22 protein-coding genes are annotated in these 26241 nt (G+C 43.5%); 11 read left to right on the top strand and 11 right to left on the bottom strand.

What is annotated here, in order from left to right:
• The first annotated feature begins 26 nt into the window (after positions 1–26).
• The 6 genes from hemL (at position 27) to hemH (ending at position 8024) form a co-directional block, all read left to right on the top strand.
• Positions 27–1322 carry a glutamate-1-semialdehyde 2,1-aminomutase gene (hemL, locus tag ACE1EF_RS12715; protein WP_375721051.1) on the top strand — a complete coding sequence of 432 codons (1296 nt, stop codon included), beginning with the start codon at positions 27–29 and terminating at the stop codon, positions 1320–1322.
• Positions 1323–1327: 5 nt separating this feature from the next.
• Positions 1328–2359, top strand: a complete 1032-nt coding sequence (gene hemE, locus ACE1EF_RS12710; RefSeq protein WP_375721050.1) for a uroporphyrinogen decarboxylase — start codon at positions 1328–1330, stop codon at positions 2357–2359.
• 3 nt (positions 2360–2362) lie between these two features.
• Positions 2363–3742, top strand: a complete 1380-nt coding sequence (hemN, locus tag ACE1EF_RS12705; protein WP_375721049.1) for an oxygen-independent coproporphyrinogen III oxidase — start codon at positions 2363–2365, stop codon at positions 3740–3742.
• A gap of 1 nt (position 3743) precedes the next feature.
• Positions 3744–5114 (top strand): protoporphyrinogen oxidase, encoded by a 1371-nt coding sequence (gene hemG, locus ACE1EF_RS12700; protein ID WP_375721048.1) that lies wholly within the window; start codon positions 3744–3746, stop codon positions 5112–5114.
• A gap of 41 nt (positions 5115–5155) precedes the next feature.
• Positions 5156–6049, top strand: coding sequence for an oxygen-dependent coproporphyrinogen oxidase (gene hemF, locus ACE1EF_RS12695; RefSeq protein ID WP_375721047.1), 894 nt, complete (start codon positions 5156–5158; stop codon positions 6047–6049).
• A gap of 967 nt (positions 6050–7016) precedes the next feature.
• Positions 7017–8024: a ferrochelatase gene (gene hemH / locus ACE1EF_RS12690; RefSeq protein ID WP_375721046.1), complete on the top strand. Its 1008-nt coding sequence runs from the start codon at positions 7017–7019 to the stop codon at positions 8022–8024.
• Between the two features lie 1217 nt (positions 8025–9241).
• Here the strand turns inward: hemH and ACE1EF_RS12685 are convergent.
• Together ACE1EF_RS12685 and ACE1EF_RS12680 are read right to left on the bottom strand one after the other, a co-directional pair.
• Positions 9242–9640, bottom strand: a complete 399-nt coding sequence (locus ACE1EF_RS12685; RefSeq protein ID WP_375721045.1) for a pyridoxamine 5'-phosphate oxidase family protein — start codon at positions 9638–9640, stop codon at positions 9242–9244.
• A 16-nt stretch (positions 9641–9656) separates the two neighbouring features.
• Positions 9657–10100 carry a MarR family winged helix-turn-helix transcriptional regulator gene (locus tag ACE1EF_RS12680; protein WP_375721044.1) on the bottom strand — a complete coding sequence of 148 codons (444 nt, stop codon included), beginning with the start codon at positions 10098–10100 and terminating at the stop codon, positions 9657–9659.
• A gap of 138 nt (positions 10101–10238) precedes the next feature.
• On the opposite strand from ACE1EF_RS12680, the gene ACE1EF_RS12675 reads away from it, so the two are divergent.
• Positions 10239–10454 (top strand): hypothetical protein, encoded by a 216-nt coding sequence (locus ACE1EF_RS12675; protein WP_375721043.1) that lies wholly within the window; start codon positions 10239–10241, stop codon positions 10452–10454.
• Positions 10455–10761: 307 nt separating this feature from the next.
• Here ACE1EF_RS12675 and ACE1EF_RS12670 read toward each other — a convergent pair whose 3' ends face one another.
• The 4 genes from ACE1EF_RS12670 to ACE1EF_RS12655 form a co-directional block, all read right to left on the bottom strand.
• On the bottom strand, positions 10762–11496 hold the full coding sequence (locus ACE1EF_RS12670) for a DUF3667 domain-containing protein (protein ID WP_375721042.1): 735 nt from the start codon (positions 11494–11496) through the stop codon (positions 10762–10764).
• A gap of 210 nt (positions 11497–11706) precedes the next feature.
• Positions 11707–12999, bottom strand: a complete 1293-nt coding sequence (locus ACE1EF_RS12665) for a serine hydrolase domain-containing protein (protein WP_375721041.1) — start codon at positions 12997–12999, stop codon at positions 11707–11709.
• 140 nt (positions 13000–13139) lie between these two features.
• Positions 13140–13880, bottom strand: a complete 741-nt coding sequence (locus ACE1EF_RS12660; protein WP_375721040.1) for a YrhK family protein — start codon at positions 13878–13880, stop codon at positions 13140–13142.
• A 1034-nt stretch (positions 13881–14914) separates the two neighbouring features.
• A complete protein-coding gene (locus tag ACE1EF_RS12655; protein ID WP_375721039.1) occupies positions 14915–15640 on the bottom strand; it encodes an SOS response-associated peptidase in 726 nt (241 codons plus the stop codon).
• A gap of 290 nt (positions 15641–15930) precedes the next feature.
• Here ACE1EF_RS12655 and metG point away from each other — a divergent pair, with 290 nt between their 5' ends.
• The 3 genes from metG (at position 15931) to ACE1EF_RS12640 (ending at position 18718) form a co-directional block, all read left to right on the top strand.
• Complete coding sequence (gene metG, locus ACE1EF_RS12650) at positions 15931–17964, top strand: methionine--tRNA ligase (RefSeq protein WP_375721038.1); 2034 nt, start codon at positions 15931–15933, stop codon at positions 17962–17964.
• 162 nt (positions 17965–18126) lie between these two features.
• Positions 18127–18396 (top strand): hypothetical protein, encoded by a 270-nt coding sequence (locus ACE1EF_RS12645; protein ID WP_375721037.1) that lies wholly within the window; start codon positions 18127–18129, stop codon positions 18394–18396.
• A 4-nt stretch (positions 18397–18400) separates the two neighbouring features.
• A complete protein-coding gene (locus ACE1EF_RS12640; RefSeq protein WP_375721036.1) occupies positions 18401–18718 on the top strand; it encodes a hypothetical protein in 318 nt (105 codons plus the stop codon).
• 78 nt (positions 18719–18796) lie between these two features.
• On the opposite strand, the gene ACE1EF_RS12635 is transcribed toward ACE1EF_RS12640, so the two are convergent.
• Positions 18797–20182, bottom strand: coding sequence for a T9SS type A sorting domain-containing protein (locus tag ACE1EF_RS12635; protein WP_375721035.1), 1386 nt, complete (start codon positions 20180–20182; stop codon positions 18797–18799).
• 150 nt (positions 20183–20332) lie between these two features.
• On the bottom strand, positions 20333–22351 hold the full coding sequence (locus ACE1EF_RS12630) for a family 43 glycosylhydrolase (RefSeq protein ID WP_375721034.1): 2019 nt from the start codon (positions 22349–22351) through the stop codon (positions 20333–20335).
• Positions 22352–22672: 321 nt separating this feature from the next.
• Between ACE1EF_RS12630 and ACE1EF_RS12625 the strand changes: the two genes are divergently transcribed.
• Positions 22673–24091: a glycoside hydrolase family 88 protein gene (locus tag ACE1EF_RS12625; RefSeq protein WP_375721033.1), complete on the top strand. Its 1419-nt coding sequence runs from the start codon at positions 22673–22675 to the stop codon at positions 24089–24091.
• Positions 24092–24095: 4 nt separating this feature from the next.
• Here ACE1EF_RS12625 and ACE1EF_RS12620 read toward each other — a convergent pair whose 3' ends face one another.
• The 3 genes from ACE1EF_RS12620 to ACE1EF_RS12610 form a co-directional block, all read right to left on the bottom strand.
• Positions 24096–24668: a GNAT family N-acetyltransferase gene (locus ACE1EF_RS12620; RefSeq protein WP_375721032.1), complete on the bottom strand. Its 573-nt coding sequence runs from the start codon at positions 24666–24668 to the stop codon at positions 24096–24098.
• Positions 24669–24688: 20 nt separating this feature from the next.
• Positions 24689–25306 carry a hypothetical protein gene (locus ACE1EF_RS12615; RefSeq protein ID WP_375721031.1) on the bottom strand — a complete coding sequence of 206 codons (618 nt, stop codon included), beginning with the start codon at positions 25304–25306 and terminating at the stop codon, positions 24689–24691.
• An 80-nt stretch (positions 25307–25386) separates the two neighbouring features.
• Positions 25387–25857 carry a macro domain-containing protein gene (locus ACE1EF_RS12610; RefSeq protein WP_375721030.1) on the bottom strand — a complete coding sequence of 157 codons (471 nt, stop codon included), beginning with the start codon at positions 25855–25857 and terminating at the stop codon, positions 25387–25389.
• Positions 25858–26241: the final 384 nt, after the last annotated feature.

The following is a 26241-nucleotide window of genomic DNA, read 5'->3' as shown; positions in this document are numbered from 1 at the left end:
TCAATCCGACGAAAAAACTGAAAACAATGCAATTTGACAAAAGTATAACAGCATTTGAAAAGGCTCAGAAAGCCATGCCGGGCGGTGTCAATTCACCGGCAAGGGCCTTTAAAAGCGTAAAAAGCAATCCGGTATTTATAAGCAATGCCAAAGGATCCAAAATCACGGATATCGATGGTAACACCTACATTGATTATGTGGGATCGTGGGGCCCGATGATACTGGGTCATGCCTATGAACCGGTCATTGAGGCGGTGAAGGAAGCTGCGATGCGCGGTACAAGTTATGGCGCTCCGACAGAAATCGAGACCAGCATGGCCGAACTGATTAAAAATATGGTGCCGTCGGTGGAGATGATCCGGATGGTTAATTCCGGAACCGAGGCTACCATGAGTGCCCTGCGCCTGGCCCGTGGCTATACCGGACGTAACCTCGTATTAAAATTCGAGGGCTGTTATCACGGTCACGGCGACAGTTTTCTGATTAAAGCGGGTTCAGGAGCGCTGACGCTGGGAACGCCCGATTCACCTGGTATTACGCCCGGAACAGCACGCGATACCCTGATGGCAGCCTACAACGATCTGGAAGCTGTGGAAAAGGTATTTGCTGAAAAAGGAAAAGACATTGCTGCTGTTATCCTTGAACCTGTCACGGGTAACATGGGCGTGATCAGGCCTAAGCGATCGTTTGTGGAAGGCTTGAGAAAACTTTGTACAGACCATGGTTCTGTGCTGATTTTCGATGAGGTGATGACCGGATTCCGCCTGTCACGTAGAGGTGCGCAGGGCCTGTGCGATATAACACCGGATTTGACCACTTATGGTAAAATTATCGGTGGTGGTCTGCCTGTAGGCGCCTACGGTGGAAAACGTGAGATCATGGAGCAACTGGCACCTGTAGGTCCTGTTTATCAGGCCGGAACACTGTCGGGAAATCCGCTGGCCATGACGGCCGGATATGTCACGCTGAAAACACTCAACGACAGGCCCGAGCTGTATGACGAACTGGAGAAAAAATCCGATCGTCTGGTGACCGGTTTCAGGAACAACCTTACAGAACTTGGAATTCCGGCGGTTATCAACAGGGTAGGTTCCATGTTTACCGTGTTTTTTACACGCAATGAGGTGGTGAGCTCATTTGCCGACGTGCAGACCTGTGATACCAGTCTGTTTGCGGACTATTTTAACGGATCACTGCAGCAGGGCATCTATTATGCTCCATCGCAGTTTGAGGCCGTTTTTGTGTCTATGGCGCACAGTGATGAGGATATTGAGATGACAATAAAAAAGAATTTTGAGGTTTTGAAAGGCCTGAAAAAATAAGATATATGGATAAACCATTGTTGCTGAAAACACTTCAGGGAGAATCTACCGAACGTCCGCCAATCTGGTTCATGCGGCAGGCAGGCCGTGTTTTACCGTCCTACCTGGCATTAAAAGAGAAATATTCGTTCTGGCAGATGATGAAAGACCCGGAACTGGCGGCAAAAGTCACACTGTTACCGGTAGAAGACCTGAAAGTGGATGCAGCCATCCTGTTCTCCGATATCCTGGTGATCCCGTATGCCATGGGGATGGGACTGGACTTTACAGATGACGGGCCGCAGTTTGATGAAGCACTGATCCAAAAAGCAGATCCGCTGGCAGCATTGCATCCCGATCCGGATAAGTTGCAGTACATCTACAATGCCATTGATCAGATCATAGAAACCAAACCGGCATCAATTCCGCTGATCGGGTTTTGTGGCGGTCCGTTGACGGTTTTATGTTATATGCTGGAAGGGCTGAGCAGCAAGACCGGTTTTGCCAGTGCGGTAAAATTCATTTATGAAAATAAAGCCACCACAAAAAAGCTGGTGGACGCCATAAAAGATCTCACCATAATTTATGCCCGCAACCAGGTAAAACATGGCATCAGTGCGTTTCAGCTGTTTGAGACGCATGCCGGCCTGATACCGTTCAACCTGTATAAGGAGCTGTTCTTACCCATGGTCAGGGAGGTGGCAGCAGAACTTAGGCAGCTGAACATTCCGTTCATCTTTTTCCCTAAAGATGTGGGATCAGGCATAAAAGAGATTACCCCGGATTATTGCGATTTTCTGGGCATCGACTGGCAGACGCCGATTAAAACGGCACGCGAACTGGTTCATCCTGAAATTGGATTGCAAGGGAACATTGATCCGCGCATGTTGTTTGGCAGTGAGGACGAAATAGTGAAGGTGCTGGAAGAATATGTGCTATTTGGAAGGGAGAACCAGAACTGGATTTGTAACCTGGGGCATGGGTTTATTCCGGGAATACCGTATGAGAAGATAAAATTTATGACAGACTGGCTGCGCAATGCAGACTGGAGGAGATAGAAGATGAAAGAGATAAGTGAATTAATTGAAAAATATAACGCACCGGTACCACGCTATACCAGCTATCCCCCGGCAAACTTTTTTAACGATGCGGTGGGCGAAACGGAATATGTTAAAATGATTGAGCAGTCGGATGCCGATAAAAGTAACCTTATTGCCTTTTATATTCACGTGCCGTTTTGTAAAAAAATCTGTTTTTACTGCGGCTGTAACGCCTGTACCATCCGGAACGATGATGCCGTGGATGACTATTTCACGACGCTTCACAAGGAGATAGACAACATTATTGCACGGCTGGATAAAAACCGTAAAATCTCACAGATCCATTTTGGCGGTGGTACGCCCAATGCGGTTGACGTAAGTTACCTCACTGCGATAACCGGTAAGCTGCTGAGGCAGTTTCAAACCATTGAAAAACCGGAAATTGCCATTGAATGTAATCCGGCATACCTCGACAATAGCTACATACAAAAGCTGGTAGCGGCAGGTTTTAACCGGTTCAGTCTGGGTATTCAGGATTTTGATACCGAGGTATTGAAGACGGTGAACCGTCAGCCATCGGCTGTTCCGGTAGAGGATTTGGTGACATATATCAAGTCGCTGTCTCCCGGAATTTCGGTTAACCTGGATTTTATTTACGGCCTGCCGGGACAAACTGTGGAAAGCTTTACTGAAACCATCAGAAAAGCAGCGGCTATTCGTCCGGATCGCCTGGTCACATTTTCGTATGCGCACGTGCCATGGATGAAAAAACATCAGCAGATCCTGGAGAAAAAGGGCCTGCCGGGACCCGGTGAAAAGATGGATATGTTTCTGGGTTCACGGGATATTTTGCTGGAAGCCGGTTACAAGGCTATCGGTCTGGATCATTATGTATTGCCAGAAGATGAGCTGAATACAGCACTTGAAAATAACATGCTGCACCGCAATTTTCAGGGTTACTGTACCAAACGGACTACAGGACAGGTTTATGCCTTCGGTGTGTCGGCCATCAGTCAGCTGGAGAATGGCTACACGCAGAACGTTAAGGAAATCAAGCAGTACAAAGAATTGATAGAGAACGGGAAACTTCCGGTTGAGAAAGGATATGAACTCACAGATAATGAGGCGATAGTTCGCGATGTGATTACGCAGGTGATGTGTAACGATGCGTTTGACATGAATGCATTTTCAGCACAGCATGGCATTTCACCGGATCAATTCCTGGAAATCACAGGGTTTAAGGAAGAGCGTTTATCCGAAATGATCAGCGACGGATTAATTCAATACGGCGATCACAGGCTGCAGGTGAACGAAAGTGGAAAACTGTTTATCCGTAACCTGGCGGTACTGTTTGATCCGGCCTATAAAAGCAAACCCATGCAATATTCAAAAACAGTATAACATGGATAAAAGCAAATCTTCATACGCAGTAATTGGCGGCGGACTGACCGGTCTGACGCTGGCTTTTTACCTTAAAAAATACGGTAAGCACGTCACCGTTCTGGAACGCGACAAGCGTGTTGGTGGTGTGATTAACAGTGTGAATGAAGATGGATTTTTGTTTGAGACCGGCCCGAGTACGGGTGTGATTGGTTCACCGGAGCTGGTCCTGTTGTTTGATGAATTGAAAGATAAAATAGAGGTGGAGACGGCGAATGCAGAGTCTAAAAACCGCTGGATCTGGAAAAACGGTAAATGGCATGCCTTGCCTTCCGGTCTCGGTTCAGCCATAGCCACACCGCTGTTTTCCATGCTGGATAAATTCAGGATACTGGGTGAACCGTTTCGCAAGCCAGGAACCAATCCCGATGAAACGGTAGCTGACATGGTGCTGCACCGTCTGGGCCGCAGTTACCTTGATTATGCCGTCGATCCCTTTGTTTCGGGTATTTATGCCGGTGATCCGCACAAACTGGTCACCCGTTTTGCCTTACCGAAGCTCTACCGCCTGGAGCAGGATTACGGCAGTTTCATTAAAGGCTCCATGGCAAAACATAAGCTGCCAAAAACAGAGCTTGAAAAAAGGGTGTCCCGCGAGGTGTTTTCCATTAAAGGTGGACTGAAAGAGCTGATTAAAGCACTGGCCGAAGCCATCGGACAGGACAACATACTAACCGGATGTCAGGATTTAAGTGTACAGCCGGATACCGAAAAATACACCATCACATTCACAAACGGTGAAGGGAAGAAGGTGAAAAAGACATATCACCAGGTGATTACCACAGTTTCGGGCAATAACCTGCCGGACCTGTTGCCCTTTGTTGAAGCAGCTACCATGAAGGATCTGGCGAATGCCCGCTATGCCAAAGTGGTTCAGGCTATTGCCGGATTCAATGCCTGGAAGGGGATCAAACTGAATGCATTTGGTGGCCTGATCCCGTCGAAAGAAAAACGCAATGCCCTGGGCATCCTGTTTCCGTCGTCTATTTTTGCCGGAAGAGCACCCGAAGGTGGCGCTGTGATTTCACTGTTTATGGGTGGATCGCGCAAACCCGAAATGGTGGATATGTCCGACGAAAAGATTAAAGAAATTGTGCTGAAAGAGATACGTGAAACGCTGCAGTGCAGTGAAAAACCGGATCTTTTGAACATATACCGGTATCACCATGCCATACCGCAGTACGAAGCCAGCACGGCGCAACGTCTGGAAGCAATAGAGACCGTACAGCAGCAGTATCCGGGACTGATCCTAGCCGGAAACATACACGATGGCATTGGGATGGCCGACCGCGTAAAGCAGGCCACAAATTTAGCATTGAACCTTAAAGACTGATCCGGGTTATAACTGGTGAATGTTTTTAAACTCTCCATACTTTGAAAAACGGTGAAAAGATAAAAGAGGTGTACCGGATGTTGCACCACAACATCTGCAGTGTTTTGGAAGAGGCCGACGGAAAAGGTGTTTTTGAGGACCATCCGTGGGAGAAGGAAGTTGGTTCAGGCCTCACCTGTGTGATGGAAGGTGGTAACATCATTGAAAAAGCCGGGGTCAACTTTTCGTATGTTACCGGGCCGGTGACCGAAACCATGAAATCGCTGTTCCATCAGGAAGCCGAAACATTTCTGGCAACCGGCATCTCATCCATCATTCACGCATCCAATCCCTTTGTTCCAACCATTCACATGAACGTACGCTATTTTGCCCTGGATGACAAGGCAGAATGGTTCGGTGGCGGCATCGATCTTACCCCCATGTATGTTGATCCGGAAGAAGCAGCATGGTTTCACAACGAAATAAAGGCAGTCTGCGATAAATATAATCCGCGATATTATCCCGATTTTAAGAAATGGGCAGACGACTATTTTTTTCTGCCTCACCGCGATGAGACACGGGGAATCGGTGGTATATTTTTCGATCACCAGTCGCCTGATCATAACAACGACCTGGATGACTGGCTAAAATTTACCTCCGATCTGGCTAAACTTTATCCGCATATGTATGCTGAACTGATGGCAAAGAATGGTTTAAAACCGTTCGGTGCTGAACAGAAAAAGTGGCAGAAACTCCGCAGAGGACGCTATGTGGAGTTCAACCTGATGTACGATCGGGGCACAAGATTCGGATTGGCCAGCCAGGGCAATATCGAATCCATCCTGGTCAGCATGCCACCCGAGGTGGACTGGGACTTTAATGTTCAGCTGCAACCCGGCTCGGAAGAGGAAAAAACTGTGGGTTTTCTGAAGAAAGGGATTGAGTGGACGGTGTGATTAATTACGAATTTCAAATTTGGAATTACGAATTGGGACACTTTGACAAGCTCTGTGTAAAATTTCGAATTTTACACTTTCGTAAGCATTTGAATTAAAGTTGGTAATTTGCATTATTGGAGCTATGAACCCGTCCTCCTGGGTTACTGAGTAGTCCTGATTTGGCAGGACGTATCGAAGTAAAGGAGGTGGCTTCGGATCATTGGATCCGAAGACGGAGGATTTTATTTGAAGGATGTAAAATATGATCAGGTGTGGTCAATTATTAATAGATCCGGTATTAAATTACGGACGTAGCGTGGACACTACGCCCAACGATGGAATTGATTAAAGACGCTAGACGAAAGATTTTTCCATAGCTACCTCTCGGTCCCCTAAAGGGGAAGACCAGCGCGAAGATCCCTTTAGGGAATAAAGGGTAGGTGCGGTAAAGTGTTCTTAAAAAAATGACCCCAGCGGGGGCAAACCCCGATGCTTCGGGGGTAGCCCGGGGTAAATGAGCGAAGCGAATGCCACCCCGGGAATTGAATGCAATGTTTAATCAAGGCCGGGGAATGTGACCGCAAATGAAATAAAGACGAGGCACGGCCGCATATAATTACGAATTTCGAGTTAGAAATTACGAATTGAGCGCTTGGGTTAGCATTTGAATTACAGTTGGTAATTTGCATTATTGGAGCTGTTAGCGCGTCCTCCTGGGTTACTGAGTAGTCCTGATTTGGCAGGACGTATCGAAATAAAGGAGGTGGCTTCGGATCATTGGATCCGAAGACGGAGGATTTTATTTGAAGGATGTAAAATATGACCAGGTGTGGTCAATTATTAATAGATCCGGTATTAAATTACGGACGTAGTGCGGACACTACGCCCAACGATGGTTGTAGAGACGCGATTAATCGCGTCTCTACAACATCCGGTCCATGCACGATCTTTACTATATGCATATTGATTTTAACACAATCACATCATGAAACATAAAAAAACTGCACTGCTCATTGTAAACCTGGGAACGCCGGACAACCCGGACAGGGCCAGCGTGCGCCGTTACCTTACCGAATTTCTGAACGACCGCCGGGTGATCGATATTCCGTGGCTGCTGCAGAAAATGCTGGTTAACCTCATCATCATTCCGTTTCGTGTGAAAAATTCCACCCGCTTGTACCAGCGCCTTTGGACCGACGAAGGCTCACCTTTGCTCATCAACCTGATGAAACTGGCTGTGAAGGTACAGAAACTGAAAGGAGAGGAAGTGCAGGTATTTGCAGCCATGCGCTATGGCAAACCGGCCCTGACCAAAGTGCTGAACGAAATTCACGATAAGGACTTTAGCGAGATCATCGTCTTTCCGCTCTTCCCGCAATATGCTTCTTCCACCACCGGCTCCATCTTCGACCTGGTGTTTACAGAAGCCAAAAAATGGCAGGCTATGCCCGGCATCCGCTTTATAGATCAGTATTACCATCATCCGGCATTTGTCGAGGCCTTTTCCAAACGCATTGCATCTTACCAACCGGAGAAATACGACCATGTCATCTTTTCCTATCACGGCTTGCCTGAACGGCAGATCAATAAGATCCATCCGCAATACCAGTGCGCTGAATGCGACTGCGTAAACAATTTTCCGGAACAGGGTACTTACTGCTACAAAGCCACCTGCTACCAGACTACGCGTTTGCTGGCCAATGCGGCCGGACTAAAAAGCGACCGGTATTCGGTTGGTTTTCAGTCCCGTTTATCCAAAAACTGGCTGAATCCCTTTACAGACGAACTCATTAAACAAAAGGCAAAAGAAGGAGCCAAAAACATCTTAATCACGGCACCATCGTTTGTGGCGGACTGCCTGGAAACCTTTGTGGAACTGGAAGTAGAATACCAGCATCTGTTCAAGGAACACGGCGGCGAAAAACTCACCCTGGTACACAGTCTGAACGATACCGATGACTGGGCGAAAGCGATTGTGGAGATTGCAAAATAACTTAAATTTATAGTGTTCCCGCAGACCCGATAGCTATTTGGAGCGCAGATGTTTTAAGCTGATTTTCGCAGATCTGTTATAGTGATTTAGTAACTATTGCAGGCTTTGAAATATTCACCCGGTGACTGGCGGTAAAATGACTCACCCCATTCCCGAACTTCAACTTGCTGACTGAACTTGCTACATTTGGATGGACATAAGACTTAAGATATAAGATATAAGACTTTTGGGTAAAGGAGAGGGTATTGTAATACCTGTAAGAAAGTATGTTTGTAAATCGGGCAACTTAGCGCTTGTCCCGTTAGGGACATTATATCGGTAAAAGACGATTGGGATTGTTGTTTTGTCCCTTAAGGACAGGATATGGCGGACAGGGGTAAAGTCACCGGGTGAATCTTCCGGCTTTGCTATATTCACCCGGTGACTAACCTCCCGGGCGATGAGAAATACGACACCTCGACAAGCTCAGTGTGAAATCAGGAATTCGATTCCTTATAATTCGGGCAACTTAGCGCTTGTCCCGTTAGGGACATTATATCGGTAGAAATACGATTGGGATTGTTGTTTTGTCCCTTAGGGACAGGATATGGCAGACAGGTATAAAGTCAACGGGTGAATCTTCCGGCATTGCTATATTCACCCGGTGACTAACCTCCCGGGAGATGAGAATTACGACATTTCGACAAGTTCAGTGTGAAATCAGGAATTCGATTCCTTATAAATCGGGCAACTTAGCGCTTGTCCAGTTAGGGACATTATATCGGTAGAAAGACGATTGGGATTGTTGTTTTGTCCCTTAGGGACAGGATATGGCAGACAGGGGTAAAGTCACCGGGTGAATCTTCCGGCATTGCTATATTCACCCGGTGACTAATCTCCCGGGAGATGAGAATTACGACATTTCGACAAGCTCAGTGTGAAATCAGGACGGAGGATTTATAAAGCTGTTATCGAATTACGGACGTAGTGTGGACACTACGCCCAACTTCAGGAAGACCGGTATGGGTCCCTTTTGGGAATTAAAGGGTAGGCGGGAGATGAGAAACCAGAATTTTGAATTACAAATTAAAGAGGCCGGAGAGGAGCACCCCAAATGAAATAAAAACCAGGCACGGCCGCATGTCGAAATCTTGTGCTGAAATACAGGCGCTGCACTGTATATAAAAAAAGGACGCAGGAGGTTCCAGCGTCCAATACATCTTTTTTTCCGGGTATGATTAACCAATCTTTTTACCGGCCATTGGGCCCGGTTTCAAACTGTGAATCTCATCAATTTTTACCAGGATAACAGCCTTTGGTTTCGGCATGCCGGCTTTGAGCGACATCTCTGCCGATTTTTCATAAATATCACCTTCCGTTAATACCTGTGGTGTTCCGATGAACCGGTAACCATCAATGATATCACGGTTCACAACGGCAACAGCTACTTTCGACCCATCCAGAATATTCTGATAGGTTCTGCCTCCTGTTCCCTCGGTGAAAATCAATGTTTCATCATTAAAAACACGGGTTGAGCGCTTTGGTGCATTATTGGGCATACCGTCTTTACTCACTGTAGCATGAAAACACTGCTGAGACCCAATCATTTCCTTCATTTCTTCTGTTAGCTTTGACATAATTGACGTTTTTAGTTTATTTTAAATCATTCGATATATTATGCTCTATTTTGGCGAGTATTCCGTCCAGTTGTGCCTGTTCTGCTTCGCTGATATTTTTCAGCGCCACATCGGATGCCTGTTTCCAGCAATTCTGAATACTGTCTTTAATATGATCTGCTTTGGGCTGAATGTAAACCTGGAAACTGCGTCCGTCCAGGGCACTCTTTTTCTTCGTTACATATTCCATTTTTATCAGCTTATCGACGATCCTTGTCACGTTGGCAAAATCCTTATTGGCCCTTTGGGCAATTTCGCCGATCGAAAGTCCGTCTTCCTGCCACAGATAAAATAAAACAACCCACTGTTCGGGTGTAACATCCAGTCTGTTATCTGCTATAATTTTCAGAACCTGGCGCTTCATCAGTAACGAAAGCATCGAAATTCTGTGGTTTATTATTCTCTCAAGATTAAAATCCATTGCTTAACTTATCCTGTTGATCCATACAGCCACCGGTATGGAATGATCTGCATATTGTTGTTCAAAAATAAGATAATTATTTGTCATGACAAACAATAATTATATATTTGTCATGACAAGTAAAATGACAGCATGGCTATGGGTAAATTTTCAGATTTCATTCAAAAATATGGATACAGCTATAAATCCTTTTTTATAGCCCTTTTTGTTTTTCCACCTGCAGCATTATTCATAGCATGGAAAATGCCGGATCTGTCCGTTGTGGTCAGAATTCTTTTCACTATCCTGGGAATTACAGTACCACTCCTGCCCTTTATTCTGGGTGGACTGGGTTTGTCAAAGTTATCTGGATAAGGTTTGATGTAAGGACCTGTACAAGGAATGAAATATTTAATGGCATTTATTTAGCGTCTTCCAACTGAATTACGTAAGCCACACATTAAGGGGAAGCACTATTTAAATGCCATTTTTCGTACCGGAGACTGCCGGTGTAATTCAGATGTCCACCTTCTCCGGTTTTTAAGGCTGTGCACTGAAATCCAGTTTTGAAAAGGAGGTACCTTTCCGGTCGTTATCGGAATTATAAAGTAGAAGACTTTGGTGAAAACCGATCATCATGTAGGTTTGAATCCGGTTACATGTTAATTGTTTCCTCTGATCCTTATTTGTTTAAGGCATCAATCAAAAAACCCAAAGCGATGGCAACGATACTAAAGGTGATCATTCCCAGTAAATAACTGAATAGTCCTTTGACATAATTCATTATTTTCTTTTTATCGAAGAATTGTCCGATTCCCCAGGTGATATACAAAAATCCGATAAAGTATCCCTTATCCCTTATTTTAAATGGTATGAGGGTATCCATGATGCCGGAAAGCGTAAAGATCAGCATCCCAATACCCATGATAAAACATAAGAGGATAAGGATTTCAAAGAAGTTGTACTTGTATTTCCTGAAGAATAAGCGGATCCATAAAGCGATAAACAGGGCCATTAAAATGTTGGAATAGCCATAGTGCGCGGAGACCCATTCAAAAATTGTTCCTGCTGCTGTTTCACCGTCCATAGAAACGTTGACATAACCGTCTTCAAAATGCAAGAGCTGTTGAAAAATGGTATAGATCAATGAGGTGGCAATAATAAAAACGATGGGTTTCACCAACCGGTTACGGTCTTCGCCTATAAACTTCCTGATGTTGACACCGGGACGAAGTATCAGTTCTTTAATGGTGTACAGAATGCCTTTTTCAAAGCTGAGTACGCTACCGATCTCGGAAAGGACATAATGCCCGTTTATTCGTTTCAACTCCTGTGGCTGCCCGCAGTTTGAACAATAGTTTCCGTAAAGTTCACTGTTGCAGTTTCTGCATCTGCCGGGGTCTTTAAGCTCTGACATATGAATATGTTTTTATCTGAGTGGTGTTGTTAACTGGAATATTTAGATTAATAGAACAAATTAAAATGCTCAGGGTGAACCTTTAAGAATACCGGTAATTGCATGAATTTTACCTTGCCAGTTTCACCGGATCACCTTCACAACCATCCCTGAGTTCATTAAACACATGAGAATGGGTGCCTGTTTACCTTAATTATAATTATTAAATATTTAATCATCTATGGCTTGTCCGACCAGTTGACGGAATTTCCAACCGGTATCGTCAGGGCCGCTGTTTTGGGTTTGTTTAAACAGTATGCCAATGACCTGTTCTTTGGGATCAGCAAAATATTGTGTATTAAAATAACCGCCCCAGTCAAATGTGCCGGCACTGCCTCTTCCGCCCCTGTTCTGTCCGTCCTGATTAAGCACGCCAAAGGCCAGGCCGTAATACGCACCGGAATTTCCAAGGAGATCCCCAACCTGATTGGCCATGATGGCCTCTACTGTGGTTCTGCTCAACAGTCGTACGCCGTTAAACTCACCTTTGTTTAAATACATTTGCAGGAAACTGGCATAGTCCTTAATCGTACTGGACAGTCCGGCACCACCTGAAAAAAACATTCTTGCACCAGACCGCGGATATTCAGGGTTGTAATAGGTGGTATCCGTGAACCGAACCCATTCGCCATTCCTCTTCGTCTGAACAGGAACCAGGCGTGCTGCTTTGGATTCCGGTAAATAGAAGTATGTATCCTTCATCCCCAGTGGTTCAAAAATCCGTTCCTTAAAAAACTGATCCACCGGCATCCCGGATATAATTTCAATAAAATAAGCCAGTACGTCGAGTCCTTCGCTGTAGGTGAATTTCTCACCCGGGTCATGATGCAGTGGCAGCTTTGCCAGCTTGTTAATATTTTCTTCAATGGTCACCGGTTTTGTTGTAAACGCATCAATAATGCCGGCTTTCTGATATATCTTTCTAAACTGATTATTATCAATAAACCCATATCCTATGCCGGAGGTGTGAGTGAGCAAATGCCGTATGCTTATCGGCTTATCGGCAGGCCTGGTGGTATATGAAGAGTCGGAAGCATTAAATGACTCAAGCACCCTGGCATTTTTAAACCCGGGAATGTATTTTGAAACAGGATCATCCAGGCTGAATTTACCCTCTTCCCAGAGCATCATTACAGCCGTAGATGTGATGGCTTTTGTTTGGGAGGCAATACGGAATATTCCATCGCGTTCAAAGGGCTGTCCGGTCTCTGCATCAGCCATTCCAAAGCTTTTGTAATAGACTATTTTCCCGTTTCTGGCAACAAGCGCAACAGCACCCGGTATCTGTTTTTCATTCATGGAAAAAAGGAGCATGCTGTCTATGCGGGCTAACCTTTCCTCTGACATGCCAACACTTTTGGCTGCGGCTTCTGAGACCGGAGGTGTGGACAAAATCGATTTGGTTTGTGCTATTCCTGTAACGGCCAGGAAAGTGGACAGCAGAAAAGTAATGATAGGCTTCATAACGGCATGTTTTAGATTATACTACGATGAATTAAGTTAATATGTAATCGCGCAGAAGTGGGGATTTACACGTTAAAAGTAGATAATTCGGTTAATATAAACAAGACGGTGTTACCCATCAGATGTGTTACAACCCGGTGTTATCTGCTTCCTTTATTGTGAAATGGTTGTTTGGCTTCTATCTTTTTATAATGTTTATTGGCAAGATACGAACGATAGTAATTGAACATGCCTCCGGCCAGAAAAAATATACTCCCGGTAATATACTCCCAGGCCATATAGCCGTACAGCTTCTCTGACAACGCGGATTGTTTGAATGTCCACAAATAGGGCACTGATGCCAGTAAAAAGATAACAGCGCCTACCGTAAAGCAGATGGCAGTGGCATTCATGAGTTGCAGTGTAAACATGGTTCCGGCCTGAATAATCTGAATCACATTGATAAATGCACCCAGCAGGAAAAGGAAACTGCCAAGGATGAAACACCAGCTTCCTGCAGCCACCATATCCGTTTCTTTTAGAAAAAACAGGCTGCCGACAATAAAGAGTATGGTTCCGGAAACGTAAACGATGGCCGCAAACAATTCGATTCGTTCCCAAAACGATGCATGTTGCCTGCTGCGTAAATAAGCTGAGGCTTCGAACAGATCATGCACGGTAACCAACAGATAAACCAGTGAGCCTCCAAAAAAAATCCATGCCCCGGTGTCCGGATTCTGATCATATTGAGGCAGAAAAAATATACTGCCGGTAACAAAGGTTAGTCCGCCCAGCAGATAAAGTACCGAATTAAAGGATTCCCAGCTGAAATGCACAGAACCTGCCGGCGCATTGCTGAATATATTGTGTTGTCGGGGACGATTGGTAAATAAATGTGGCATGGCAACAACGTGCGTTTTCTGTTCCTGACCTGCCAATTTAATGAAAAAACTACAATCAATGAAGAACAGCCAGTGTTTAGTGGGCAGTTCATTATTGCAGAATACATGGTGAATTACGTTGTCGCGAACGGCAAACGATTCTGTAATAGTCGGGATATCCGGTGCATGGCTAGGATTTAAGTCATCACAAGCATGTTCTGAAATGCTTTAATAGTTCTGGTTAGTTATGATGCTGGACTTGCCGGCTTTTAAATGAACAGAATCGTCACACAGATGAAGTTCAGATGTCCTCCTTTTGCGTTTTGCATAGCTGCAGACTGAAGACGATTTTCAAAAAGGAGGTACCCGATGTATCGGGGGGAGGATTTAAGTCAACACAAGCATGTTCTGAAATGCATAATATTTTTGGTGAGCTATGATGCTGGACCTGCCGGCTGTTAAATGAACAGAATCGCGACACAGATATAGTTCAGATGTCCTCCTTTTGAGTTTTGCATAGCTGCAGGCAGAAGACGATTTTCAAAAAGGAGGTACCCGATGTTTCGGGGGGAGGATTTAAGTCATCACAAACATGTTCTGAAATGCTTTAATATCTCCGCTGAGTTATGATGCTGGACCTGCCGGCTGTTAAATGAACAGGAACGTGACACAGATGAAGTTCAGATGTCCTCCTTTTGCGTTCAACATAGCTGCAGACTGAAGACGATTTTCAAAAAGGAGGTACCCGATGTATCGGGGGGTGGATTTAAGTCATCACAAGCATGTTCTGAAATGCTTAATATTTCAGGTGAGTTATGATGCTGGACATGCCGGCTTTTAAATGAACAGAATCATGACACAGATGAAGTTCAGATGTCCTCCTTTTGCGTTTTGCATAGCTGCAGACTGAAGACGAAATTCAAAAAGGAGGTACCCGAATTATCGGGGGGTGGATTTAAGTCATCAAAAACATGTTCAGATATGCGTTATAACTTCTTATGTAATTTATCAACCGGAATGTAACAAAAACAAGAGCCAGTATTTGCCGGGAGTAATTAAAACAACAGGTTATTATCCAGTTCCGGATAATGGTAAACCTTTAAAACTTCTTCTGCCGGTCCTGTGCTATGCATAAAATCATGACTGATGGTTCTGAAATCCAGGTTCTCATTTTTTTCACTTTCCAGAATCTCAACAATTTCCCTGTGGTTCAGTTTAGGATTAACCCAGAGCCTTTCATTACCGGGTGACAGGATCACCGGCATCCTTTTCTGGGTATTGTGTATATCGGCCATCAGATCATTTGCTGCTTTGGTGAGGATGGAGAAGGTATGAAAGGATTTGTTGCCCATGTCGGTGCCCCATTCGGAGTATATGCCCGCGAAAGCAAAAATGTCCTGACCCTTTACATAAATAAGGTGCGGATACTTCTTTTTTTCAAGCAGTTTCCATTCAAAAAAGCCGGTCGCAGGAATTAAGCAGCGATGATTCCGGATCGCTGTTTTAAATGACGGTTTTTCAAAAATAGTTTCTGTGCGTGCGTTAAGCGTATTATTCCGCATCTTTTCTGCATTTTCCATGGTCCGGACCCATTCCGGTATCAGGCCCCAGTTTGCCATAATGGCTGTTGGTTCACCCTGATTCAGGATGACCGGTGTTTCAGGGTGTGAGAAACCATTGAAGTGGATTTGTGGCGTGTAATCCTTGATGAAATCACCGCTTACACCGAATCGCTTACTTATGGTCTTTACATTCGCGACCAATGAAAAATGAAAACACATACATCAGTTTTGGTTCGTAATAAAGCGCCGCACTACGTCCGCTTTGCCTTTGTCGCATAGTCCGTCCGGATCAACCGGATGACATGAGATGCTAAATATATGATATTTTCTTATAAGTCAGTAAGTCAGGTGTTTGAAAACATGTTTTTATCATGATCCGGATCAGCAATCCTAAAACAGGATCAATTGTAAAGGCCTGAAAAGGAACTGAAACTTAATGGCCGATCCGTGTAAAAATACTGTCACTATTATTATCTTTGCGCTTTGTAAAAATTTAAGCGAAAAACACCATGAAAGATTTTAAACGAACCCTTATCACAACAGCCTTACCGTATGCAAACGGGCCCGTTCACATCGGACATTTAGCCGGTGTGTATGTTCCAGCCGATATTTATGCCCGGTATATGCGAATGAAAGGGGAGGATATTCTGTTGATAGGCGGATCGGATGAGCATGGTGTTCCGATAACACTGAAAGCTAAAAACGAAGGTGTCACACCACAGGATATCGTGGATCGCTACCATGGCATTATCAAAAAGTCGTTTGAAGATTTTGGGATCACGTTTGATATCTATTCCCGAACCACCACGCCAACGCATTACGATCAGGCATCGGGCATCTTTAAAACCTTATACGATAAAGGTGAATTCATTGAAAAAACCAACGAGCAGTATTACGATGAGGAAGCTAAACAGTTTCTGGCTGACCGCTATATCACTGGGATTTGTCCGGTATGTAAAAAAGCCGGTGCCTATGGTGACCAATGCGAAAGTTGCGGCTCATCGCTCAATGCCACTGACCTGATTGAGCCAAAATCGGTTATTTCAGGCAGCAAACCGGTTTTAAGAGAAACGAAACACTGGTATTTGCCGCTGGATAAATATGAACCATTTCTTAAAGAGTGGATACTTGAAGGACATAAAGAGTGGAAAACCAATGTGTACGGACAGTGTAAATCGTGGTTGGATACAGGGCTGCAGCCGCGCGCAGTGAGCCGCGATCTGGACTGGGGAGTCCCGGTTCCGGTTGATGGGGCAGAGGGTAAAGTGCTCTATGTGTGGTTTGATGCACCTATTGGCTATATCTCTGCCACAAGAGAACTGACTGATGACTGGAAGACCTGGTGGCAGGACGAAAGCACACGTATGCTGCACTTTATCGGTAAAGATAACATTGTGTTTCACTGCATTGTATTTCCGACCATGCTGAAGGCACACGGCGATTATATTCTGCCGGAAAATGTACCGGCCAACGAGTTCCTGAATCTGGAAGGTGATAAGATATCCACTTCCCGGAACTGGGCGGTATGGTTGCACGAATACCTGGAAGAGTTTCCGGGAAAACAGGATGTGCTGCGCTATGTGCTGACTGCCAATGCACCGGAAACAAAAGATAACGATTTTACCTGGAAGGATTTTCAGGCCCGCAACAATAACGAGCTGGTGGCCATTCTTGGCAATTTTGTGAACCGTGCACTGGTTCTGACCCAGAAGTATTACAATGGCGAGGTTCCTGTGGCAGGTGAGCTTACAGATTACGATAAACAGACCCTGAAGGAGTTGTCCGAGACAAAAGCCCGAATCGAAAAATCGCTGGATAGTTTCCGTTTTCGTGAGGCCCTGTTTGAAGCCATGAATATTGCCCGACTAGGAAATAAATACCTGGCAGATTGTGAACCCTGGGCATTGCAGAAAACAGATCCTGACAGGGTAAAAACCATCATGAATATCAGTCTGCAGATTACAGCGAACTGCGCAATTGGTTTATCACCTTTCCTGCCGTTCAGTTCAGATAAACTGAAAGGATTTCTGAATGTTGAAGAGCTTGGATGGGCAGATCTTGGAAAGTCGGACCTGATTCAGGCTGGTCATGTCATCGGCAAACCCGAGTTACTGTTCGAAAAAATTGAAGATGATGTGGTGGAGGCACAGGTACAAAAGTTACTGGATACAAGAAAAGCCAATTCTGCGGGTGAAGTGAAGCTGGAAGCTGCAAAGCCAAACATTGAATTCGACGATTTCGTGAAGATGGACATCCGTACAGCTACCATACTGGAGGCAGAGCGTGTACCGAAGACGGACAAGCTGATGAAACTGAAGGTAGATACAGGAATTGATCAGCGTACCGTAGTTTCAGGAATTGCGCAGTATTTTAAAGCTGAAGAGCTGCCCGGTAAAAAGGTGCTCATTCTGGCCAATCTTGCACCCCGTAAAATCCGTGGTATTGAAAGTCAGGGCATGATTCTGCTGGCAGAAGATGACAAGGGGAAACTGGAATTTGTGACACCTGAGAATCCGATGAAACCGGGTTTTGTGGTGCGCTAGAAAACATATATTTAGATTGAAACCTCAGCCTTTGGGTTGAGGTTTTTTTTTGCCTGACTTGAAGTATGGGGTTCATGCTGAAGTGAATATCAGCTTATGATTGGGATTTTATGTTTGAATAACAAATAAGATTTACTATCTTTAATATCAAAATTACCGGTTATGTCAGGTTTCGGATCTGTTCAGTCTATGAAAACAGCCCTGGAAAACAACAAAAAAATGCGTTCCAGGCATCAGAACATCTATGATCATAAACATGATCTTAAAACAAATCTCAAAATAAAGGACAAAGGGAAAAAGTTAAGCGATTCTGAACGGGAGGCAATCCGGGAAAAAATAAAAAACCAACAACGGATTCAGCTTATCCGGGCAATTGCTGTTGTTGGCATCATTGCTTTAGTGCTGGGATATCTTATTTACCTTAAAATATAAAACTATGGGAGGATTTGGTGGTTCAGTTCTGGCGATGATACAATCGCTTAAGTATAACCAATCGATTCGGCCGAAACACACCCGCATATTCGATATGAAAGGGCAGTGGGGTAAGCACAGACCTCTGAAACGAACAGTAAGAAAGCTAACCCTTGAAGAACGTCTGGCCATTCGTGCCATGGTAAAGAAAAGTGAAGCCAGTCGGAGCCGTAAAATTCTTATCGCATTTTCAATTGCTGCCTTGTTAACCGCAATACTGGTCTGGATTGTTTTAAATTATTTTGATACGGCAATTCTTGAATTCCTGGATTCAGTTGACTAAAGGTAACACTGTAAAAGGGAAATGATTACAACCGGATAATTACTGTCTGATGTGTTGTGTTACATATATTTCCGGTCGTCATTGGAGAATAAACTTACCTGATATAATATTTTGGCCACATCGCAGGGTATAAATATAAACTCCCTCTGGAAACTTATCAAGACTTATTTTCTGATTTGTTATAACTTTTTGTTGAAGAATTTTCTTGCCGGAAATATTATATATATCCAGTAATACGTTATCTCCGAAACCGTTAAAGATGAACTGAATATTATTGGAATTCTGAATATATGTCATAACTTGTTCATCAGGTCTTATAAGATCAGTCACAATATCATCTGAATAATGAAAAAGCATACTAAAGCTAAAAACCGGTTCCGAATCGATGGTTTCTGTATAATCCATCCTTTTTACTTTATTCCTCGCAGCCACCGATTCAACGAAATATGGAGTTGCATAATCGCTGAACATGGCACTAAGGTCATAGGTGTATGTCATTTCTTCTGTAGAAAGCGTATCCTGCTCTTCATTTAAATCTATAAATACCGATTTTATGTGATTTCCGTTTTCATCGTTAGTGAACCGATTTTCCCAACTCAGATAAAATTCAGAATCATCTTTTAACCGGTATTCCTGTTCCAACAATTCCAAACCATTTTCATAAGTGTATTCTGTTTTTTTATTTTCAACCCAGGTGTCCGTTGTGCTGTCCCTGCTGTAAACCGATTCTTTAGTAATTTGACCGTTTTCATCCAGCGTGTATGTGGTTCTTTTCCAGTCTAATGTATTTATGACCAAATCGTTATTGAAGTCTTTATCCTTAATGATATCTTCGATGATCCTACCATTACTATCTACTGTATAGATATGTATTCCATCATATACCCAGGTTTCATCTCCTGAATTCCGTTTGTAATTCGATTTTGAAACCGGATAATTATGGCCGTCATAAGAATAAACAAATCTGTAATCTTTATCTGAAATGTCCTGGTCTCTGTTGTAAAGCTCTGTTTCCTCTGTTATCTTTCCATTTTCGTTATAAGCATACAGCATGTGCGAATTCAAAACATAATCAGGATCACTGAATTCGAATTCTTTTTTAGAGATCAGCCGCATACTTTCATCATATTCATACTTTGTTTTTATGTCAGCTTGCATTTTCTCAAGCTCAAAATCCCAGTGCACGGAACTGTCTAAAACCAGATTGCCATTTTGATTATAAAACATTAAGTCTTTACCGATTGCCATGTTTTCACCAGGTGAGTATATATCCGATATATATATTATACTATCCAGTGTTCCGGCTTTTTGTGTTGTGGATTTTAATTGAGTCTGAAAAAAACTTGTGTGTTTAGGAGAATGTTTAAATGGATCTGTTTTCGCTTTGCTCAATTCTTTAGCGTTTTGAGCATTTAAAAACATAACTGAAATTATCAGTCCAACAAAGGTAATATGTGCTTTCATTGCTTTGGGTTAAATGCGGCTGTAAGTATACAACAAATATTGTGTACGTTTATTTTATTTTTTAAAATATTTCAGATCTGTACGTTTCTGCCGGAGAAAGTCTGGTCCGATTTTTAACATTAATGCTATTTAAAGCGCACAGCATGTAATTTATTTTATGACTAACTTTTTAATGCCTGATGCGTTTTTACCGGTTACCCTGATAAAATAAATACCCGCATTCTGCTGACTCAGATCCAGAACTGAAGTTTTCGTACCGGTTTTACCGCTTAACACTTCCCTTCCCGCATTATCAAACACGGAATAAACAGCATCTGCCGTGCATACCAGCTGAATCATTCCATTTGAAGGATTAGGATAAGCTTCAAACTGAAGTGCATGATTTTTTTCAAGTGCCGTATTGGTATCCGCTGCCTGGGTAAAATTAACCACTGCTTCCTGTCCGCCCAATGTTCGAATCTTCATGGTATTGGTTCTGGCAACACCGGTATTATTTGCTCTGCCCAGCACCAGCAGTTGTTTTTCACCATACCCTTTTGACGGAGAGAAAATAAGCCACGAGGGATCTTCTACCGTAATTTGCCACGAAGCCGTACCCGTGACAGTAAGTGCTCTGAAAATGGTATCCTTTGACATAAATGCCACATTGTTGAGCGATACGGCAAATGTTTCTTCATAAGGGGTGGCAAACCATCTCTGGCAGTCAGAATTTGTATTGGACCATAATTTAACCTGGTAATCAATGGTATTGGCATTGGGGATTTCAAAAATCCTGTCTTTGGTTGAGGGATAGATCAAAGTCTTGCCGTTCGGCGATTGTACCAGTCTGAATTTCTGATTGACAGCACCGGTATATGATGACGTCAAACGGATGGATTCCTCATTGTTATTCCCTGTTGCTTCAATATAGCGTGTGGAATCGGCGTAACTACGAATGGTATACTCACCCGTCCCCAGCGGTGTAAACAGCCATTTCTGTGTCTCCATAGAATAGTTGTATGCATACTGGTAGAGATCGGTGGAGTTTATGGAATGGTTCTGTGCATCCAGGGCTTTTGAACTAAGCGCATTTTTTAGTGAATAGTACCCTTTATCAAGAAAATCGAACGAAATGGAAGGCCATCCGTCTTCTCCCCATTCAATCATTCCGAATCCAAGCGTTGGGCCACCCATATAGTTGGCTGTTTCACTGGGATAATACCCGTTAGGGGAATAGTAATGGAATGTGATGTATTCAATGCCGTTTTCTTTAAAATAGCCCACATGACCGGGCCCGTAATAGCGGTCGTCTAAGCCGCGGCTGTTATCATGCCTGAAAAACAGGGTGCCACCGCTGGGCGAACCAATCACACGCATGGCTTTTCCTGCCTTGTCACGGAATGGCCCTCTAGGACTTGTGGAACGTCCCATAACGATATAATAGGTACTGGCTATGCCGTTACAACAGCCGCCTTTGTTATAAAACAAATAATAGTAACCATCATGATAAATCTGACAGGCCCCTTCTCCTTCACCATAATTATTACTGCCCGGACCGGTCCATGAATTGGCAATGGTCGATCTGCCGGTGGGTTTGGGGCGTCCCGTAATGGTGTCTATTTCGTACACATTAATGGCATCGCGGTTAAATGAACCGTAGGTCAGCCAGACTTTATTATCAGGCCCGCGCATAACGGACGGATCAATAGCATTGATGTATCCGCCATTGGAATAAATGCCGATATCGCCCTGATCAACCCACTCAAATTCAGGATCTGCAGGATCGAGTGTTTTATTGACAACCACACCGATACACGAACTCATGGTGCCCCAAACGGAACAGGAGTAGTACAAATAGTACCTGTCATTCATGTAAATGATATCGGGAGCCCAGAAGTTGCCCTCAAACTCAGCAGTAGATGTTTTGGCATAATTCAGGATCCATGCAGGAAAGTCTGTTTTGGTGAAAGGGGTAGGACCAGACTTCCATGTCACAAGGTCAGTGGAATACATGGAATATATGCCGTCACCGGTTCCGAAAATCCAGTATCTGTCTTTACATTTTACAATACTCGAAGGATCATGGATTCCGGCAGGCCAGTTCTGCGCAAAAACAGGAAGGCCCGAGTTTATAAAAATGTACAGTAAGACTACTGATAAGTATGAGGTTAAGCGTTTAAATCTGTCCATAGCAATAGTGTAATTGTATTGTTTATCCTTAATTCATCCAATGGTTCACCAATACAAAAATATAAAAAGGATTGGAATTAGCCTTATTTCATTTTTTTGCCTTGAAAATCACCCGGTTGGTTCATTTTTAAACAAACTTTTATATCTTTATTGCGAAGTATAAAATATAGTTCGTTTTTTACTTCAAATCAGATCATTTTTCATCCCTTTATTGCATTTACAGAAAAGCTGTACCCATATACTGAGTCAGACAGCTCTGTATATTTCAGCTCATTTAAACGTAGAATATCATACAGCTAACTTTTATTAATTAATCATACTATGAAACGCTTTGGAACACTTTTACTTTTTTTACTGGGTTTAATACCAGTTATTATAAATGCTCAGAGTCTGCCCCCGGCAGATGAGATCCTGTCTGATATGGAGCTGGCAAATAATTATTTTATGGCTAAATGGCCTGATCCGGGAGCCGACATTGTTACCGATAAGGTTAGACCCAGTAACCTCTGGACACGTGCAACCTATTACGAAGGACTGATGGCCTTGTATTATGTTAATGACGATAATACCTTGTATCAGTATGCCGTAGACTGGGCAGAGAGTCACAACTGGAATCCAACCTACGGCAATCTGAATACCCGTGACGGGGATCATCAGTGTTGTGGTCAGACCTATATAGAGTTGTATCTGCTGGATCCAAAACCTGAAAAAATAGCGCCGATCACCACGAATATCGATAACATGATCAACACTTCAAAAATTGATGACTGGTCGTGGATTGATGCCATACAGATGTCCATGCCGGTTTTTGCCAAGCTGGGCGTGGTTCATGATGATCCGAAATACTTTAACCGCATGTACGAAATGTTCAGTTACACGAAAAACCAGCACGGTACAAACGGTTTGTACAATTCCGAAGACGGACTGTGGTACAGGGATAAGGATTTTGATCCGCCGTATACCACACCTGACGGTAAAGCCTGTTACTGGTCAAGGGGCAATGGTTGGGTGTATGCGGCCCTGGTTCGTGTGCTGGACATTATTCCTGAAACAGAAGCACATTATGCAGAATATCTTGATGTGTATAAATCCATGTCTGAGGCTTTGATTAACTGTCAACGCGAAGATGGATTTTGGAATCCCAGTCTGGTTGACCCGAATGATTATGGTGGAAAAGAGACATCGGGAACCGGATTTTTTGTTTACGGACTGGCATGGGGAATGAACAAAGGGATTCTTGATAAAGAAACGTACATGCCTGCTGTGATAAAGGGCTGGAACGGATTACACAGTGATGCACTGCATGATAACGGATTTTTGGGTTGGGTTCAGGGAACCGGAAAACAACCTTCAGACGGACAACCCTTATCTTACGATAAAGAGCCAAACTTTGAGGATTTTGGTCTGGGCGCATTTCTGCTGGCCGGAGCTGAAACATATAAGCTGGCTCAACTCACTTCTGCCCTGGATGATCAGACCCTGCCACCGTTCTCGGTTCAGGTTGCCTCTGCTTCAAATGCAATTCTTGTTAGCTTACATGTAAATCGTTCAGGACGATATTCAATAAATTTGTACGATATTAATGGCCGGAAGGTACAACAATGGCTTCAGGAACAGGATCTTGCTTCAGGCAATCACAGATTTGAAGTTGGAAAGCAAGACATCAGCAACGGGATTTATATTTTGCAGGTAAAAACGGATGCAAAAATTTATTCACAAAAAATACATGTGATGCACTAAATCCTTACGGTGTTTGTTGAAGGCTTTTTCTTACAACGTATAACTGGTCGTATTCCTTAAACAATTGGAATCCTGCTTTTTCATACATGGATAAAGGGCCTTTATAGTGTTTTTCGCACGACAGGTCGCCTTTCCCGGGATAAGCTTCCATAAAGTCAAATGGCCTGCTGGTGTAATCACTGATGGCTTTTTGCAGAAGTTGTGTGGCCATTCCCTGGCCACGGTAATCCGGATGAATCACAAAGCAGACCACCGAACAGATGTTTTCTGAGCGATCGACTGTAATCTTTCTGAAGCGTTCCAGAGACGGGAAAGTATTCCGCTTATTGATGTTAAGCCATGCAACCGGTTTATCCTTGTCAAATGCCAGGTAACCTGTCATTGTTCCTTTTTCAATCAGGTTTATCACAGCAGTTCTGTTGTTATCTTTCGTCCAGTCTTCGGCTGATCCGGTAAAATAGGATTCGTAGCAGTAACAGTTGGCCCAATCCGGATTTTCGCTAAACACCATAGTGTCAAAAAAACGGAGATAGTCAGCCAGTAATTCCGGTGCAAGTTCTTTAATGGTGATCTTCATTTTTCGAATCATCGTTCAGGCTATATCTTATCAGAATTCGCGTTCTTTCGGACAAAGGCATTTATTTTTGGTTGCAGGAACCAAATCCCAATGGGGTAGAACCATATCAGGAAAAACTCACCGATAAAATCACCAAACGATACTTCCCTTTGATATTCAACGGTTTTGAGGGTTTTGGCTGTAAAATACTGTATGTATAAAATACAGAATATTGCAAAAAAATGGAAGGGTAAAAGAGCTAAAACAAGTGTAAACATTTTAACCGGATCCGGTTCTGTGTCAAGGCTTGCCAGATCACCCATGAATATGGAAATTGCCAGCATTATAAGAAATAAATAGACTACAGGGATAATAAAGAAGACTTTAAACCTGTTCATCTTCATGGTTACACCCTCCGGCAGTTTGTTTTGCAGACCGGTTGAAACAGACCATATCCAACCGTAAATTATGGCTGTGAAGATAAACATAATGACAGGGATGAATCTTACGTGTTCCACGATATCTGTGGGAGGCGCTTCCGGATTTGAAATAACCTCAGACAGAACTGAAATCATCACTCCCATTTGTATGAGAAAGGGAATGCCAAAGGTCAGCAAAAATATCTGCCAGTGTTTTGCCTTAAGAAATCGTTCAGTCATAGTCTTGTACTTTAGGACGTTGTGTTTCAAAAACAGGTAAACAAGATACGAAATTACTGTGTTTAATCAAAGGTGTTGGGTCACAGATCATAAACGGTTACCGGAATACCCTGCTCTGTCAGGTTTTCTGAAATAATTGGTTCAATCTTATTCCATTTGCCTCCGGCTAAGCCACAACCGATGCGTGGCATGTGTACGGAGGCTTTCAGTTTTTTAGCTTTTTTCTCCAGTTTTTCCATTCCCAGGTAAACAGCTTTGTAGCGAATAGGTGGTTTGCCGTCTTCACCCGGCACAACGTCCCTCTGGCCAATTAGGTTGGCGACCCATATGTCCGGTTCAACCTGCACCATTTGTACTTCACCCAGCTTGAAATTCTTTCCGCTCTTAAACCAGTCATGGTAATTCTTTTCGGGTAACTCCCATCTGTTGGATAAGGCAAGTACAAATCCGGCACCCCAGCCACCAATGTCGTTGCAGATATGTACGATAATTTTAGGCCCTTCGCCCTTAGGTTTGGTAGCATCACCTTTTACATACGAGATTGTTTGCATGGCTGATTCAATTTTGGTCTGATTAAATTTACGAAATTAAGTTTAAATAAGATGCAAGATATAAGACACAAGACACAAGACATAAGACATAAGACATTTGTACGGACTTGATATAGGTTTACCATCTTCAAATATTCCTGTCACCTTCTTTTAAATGGATCCAACCAGCCAGTATGAGCTACCCCTTTTTTTTTCGTCCATGTAGATATTAGGATAAGCGAAGAAAAAGAGAGGGGGCAGTATGATGTGATCAGGGTATTGGATCATGACGGGATGAGTCATTTTTCGAAGTAGTTTTGGGTATTTGTGTAAGCTTCCCATTTTTAGGACCACTTAAAAATAGTTTATTTTCTTTTTTAAAACCAAATTCTGAATGCTTTCTTT

The sequence above is a fragment of the Quyinboa sediminis genome, assembly GCF_042219855.1.
Lineage (GTDB): Bacteria > Bacteroidota > Bacteroidia > Bacteroidales > UBA5342 > JBHJHP01.
This window is presented reverse-complemented; position numbering and strand designations above follow the sequence as displayed.

Bases quoted from the DNA above. Each gene is read 5' to 3' on its own strand.
- hemL (WP_375721051.1), top strand. From the start codon at position 27: ATGCAATTTGACAAAAGTATAACAGCATTTGAAAAGGCTCAGAAAGCC.
- hemE (WP_375721050.1), top strand. From the start codon at position 1,328: ATGGATAAACCATTGTTGCTGAAAACACTTCAGGGAGAATCTACCGAA.
- hemN (WP_375721049.1), top strand. From the start codon at position 2,363: ATGAAAGAGATAAGTGAATTAATTGAAAAATATAACGCACCGGTACCA.
- hemG (WP_375721048.1), top strand. From the start codon at position 3,744: ATGGATAAAAGCAAATCTTCATACGCAGTAATTGGCGGCGGACTGACC.
- hemH (WP_375721046.1), top strand. From the start codon at position 7,017: ATGAAACATAAAAAAACTGCACTGCTCATTGTAAACCTGGGAACGCCG.
- ACE1EF_RS12685 (WP_375721045.1), bottom strand. From the start codon at position 9,640: ATGTCAAAGCTAACAGAAGAAATGAAGGAAATGATTGGGTCTCAGCAG.
- ACE1EF_RS12680 (WP_375721044.1), bottom strand. From the start codon at position 10,100: ATGGATTTTAATCTTGAGAGAATAATAAACCACAGAATTTCGATGCTT.
- ACE1EF_RS12675 (WP_375721043.1), top strand. From the start codon at position 10,239: ATGGGTAAATTTTCAGATTTCATTCAAAAATATGGATACAGCTATAAA.
- ACE1EF_RS12670 (WP_375721042.1), bottom strand. From the start codon at position 11,496: ATGTCAGAGCTTAAAGACCCCGGCAGATGCAGAAACTGCAACAGTGAA.
- ACE1EF_RS12665 (WP_375721041.1), bottom strand. From the start codon at position 12,999: ATGAAGCCTATCATTACTTTTCTGCTGTCCACTTTCCTGGCCGTTACA.
- ACE1EF_RS12660 (WP_375721040.1), bottom strand. From the start codon at position 13,880: ATGCCACATTTATTTACCAATCGTCCCCGACAACACAATATATTCAGC.
- ACE1EF_RS12655 (WP_375721039.1), bottom strand. From the start codon at position 15,640: ATGTGTTTTCATTTTTCATTGGTCGCGAATGTAAAGACCATAAGTAAG.
- metG (WP_375721038.1), top strand. From the start codon at position 15,931: ATGAAAGATTTTAAACGAACCCTTATCACAACAGCCTTACCGTATGCA.
- ACE1EF_RS12645 (WP_375721037.1), top strand. From the start codon at position 18,127: ATGTCAGGTTTCGGATCTGTTCAGTCTATGAAAACAGCCCTGGAAAAC.
- ACE1EF_RS12640 (WP_375721036.1), top strand. From the start codon at position 18,401: ATGGGAGGATTTGGTGGTTCAGTTCTGGCGATGATACAATCGCTTAAG.
- ACE1EF_RS12635 (WP_375721035.1), bottom strand. From the start codon at position 20,182: ATGAAAGCACATATTACCTTTGTTGGACTGATAATTTCAGTTATGTTT.
- ACE1EF_RS12630 (WP_375721034.1), bottom strand. From the start codon at position 22,351: ATGGACAGATTTAAACGCTTAACCTCATACTTATCAGTAGTCTTACTG.
- ACE1EF_RS12625 (WP_375721033.1), top strand. From the start codon at position 22,673: ATGAAACGCTTTGGAACACTTTTACTTTTTTTACTGGGTTTAATACCA.
- ACE1EF_RS12620 (WP_375721032.1), bottom strand. From the start codon at position 24,668: ATGAAGATCACCATTAAAGAACTTGCACCGGAATTACTGGCTGACTAT.
- ACE1EF_RS12615 (WP_375721031.1), bottom strand. From the start codon at position 25,306: ATGACTGAACGATTTCTTAAGGCAAAACACTGGCAGATATTTTTGCTG.
- ACE1EF_RS12610 (WP_375721030.1), bottom strand. From the start codon at position 25,857: ATGCAAACAATCTCGTATGTAAAAGGTGATGCTACCAAACCTAAGGGC.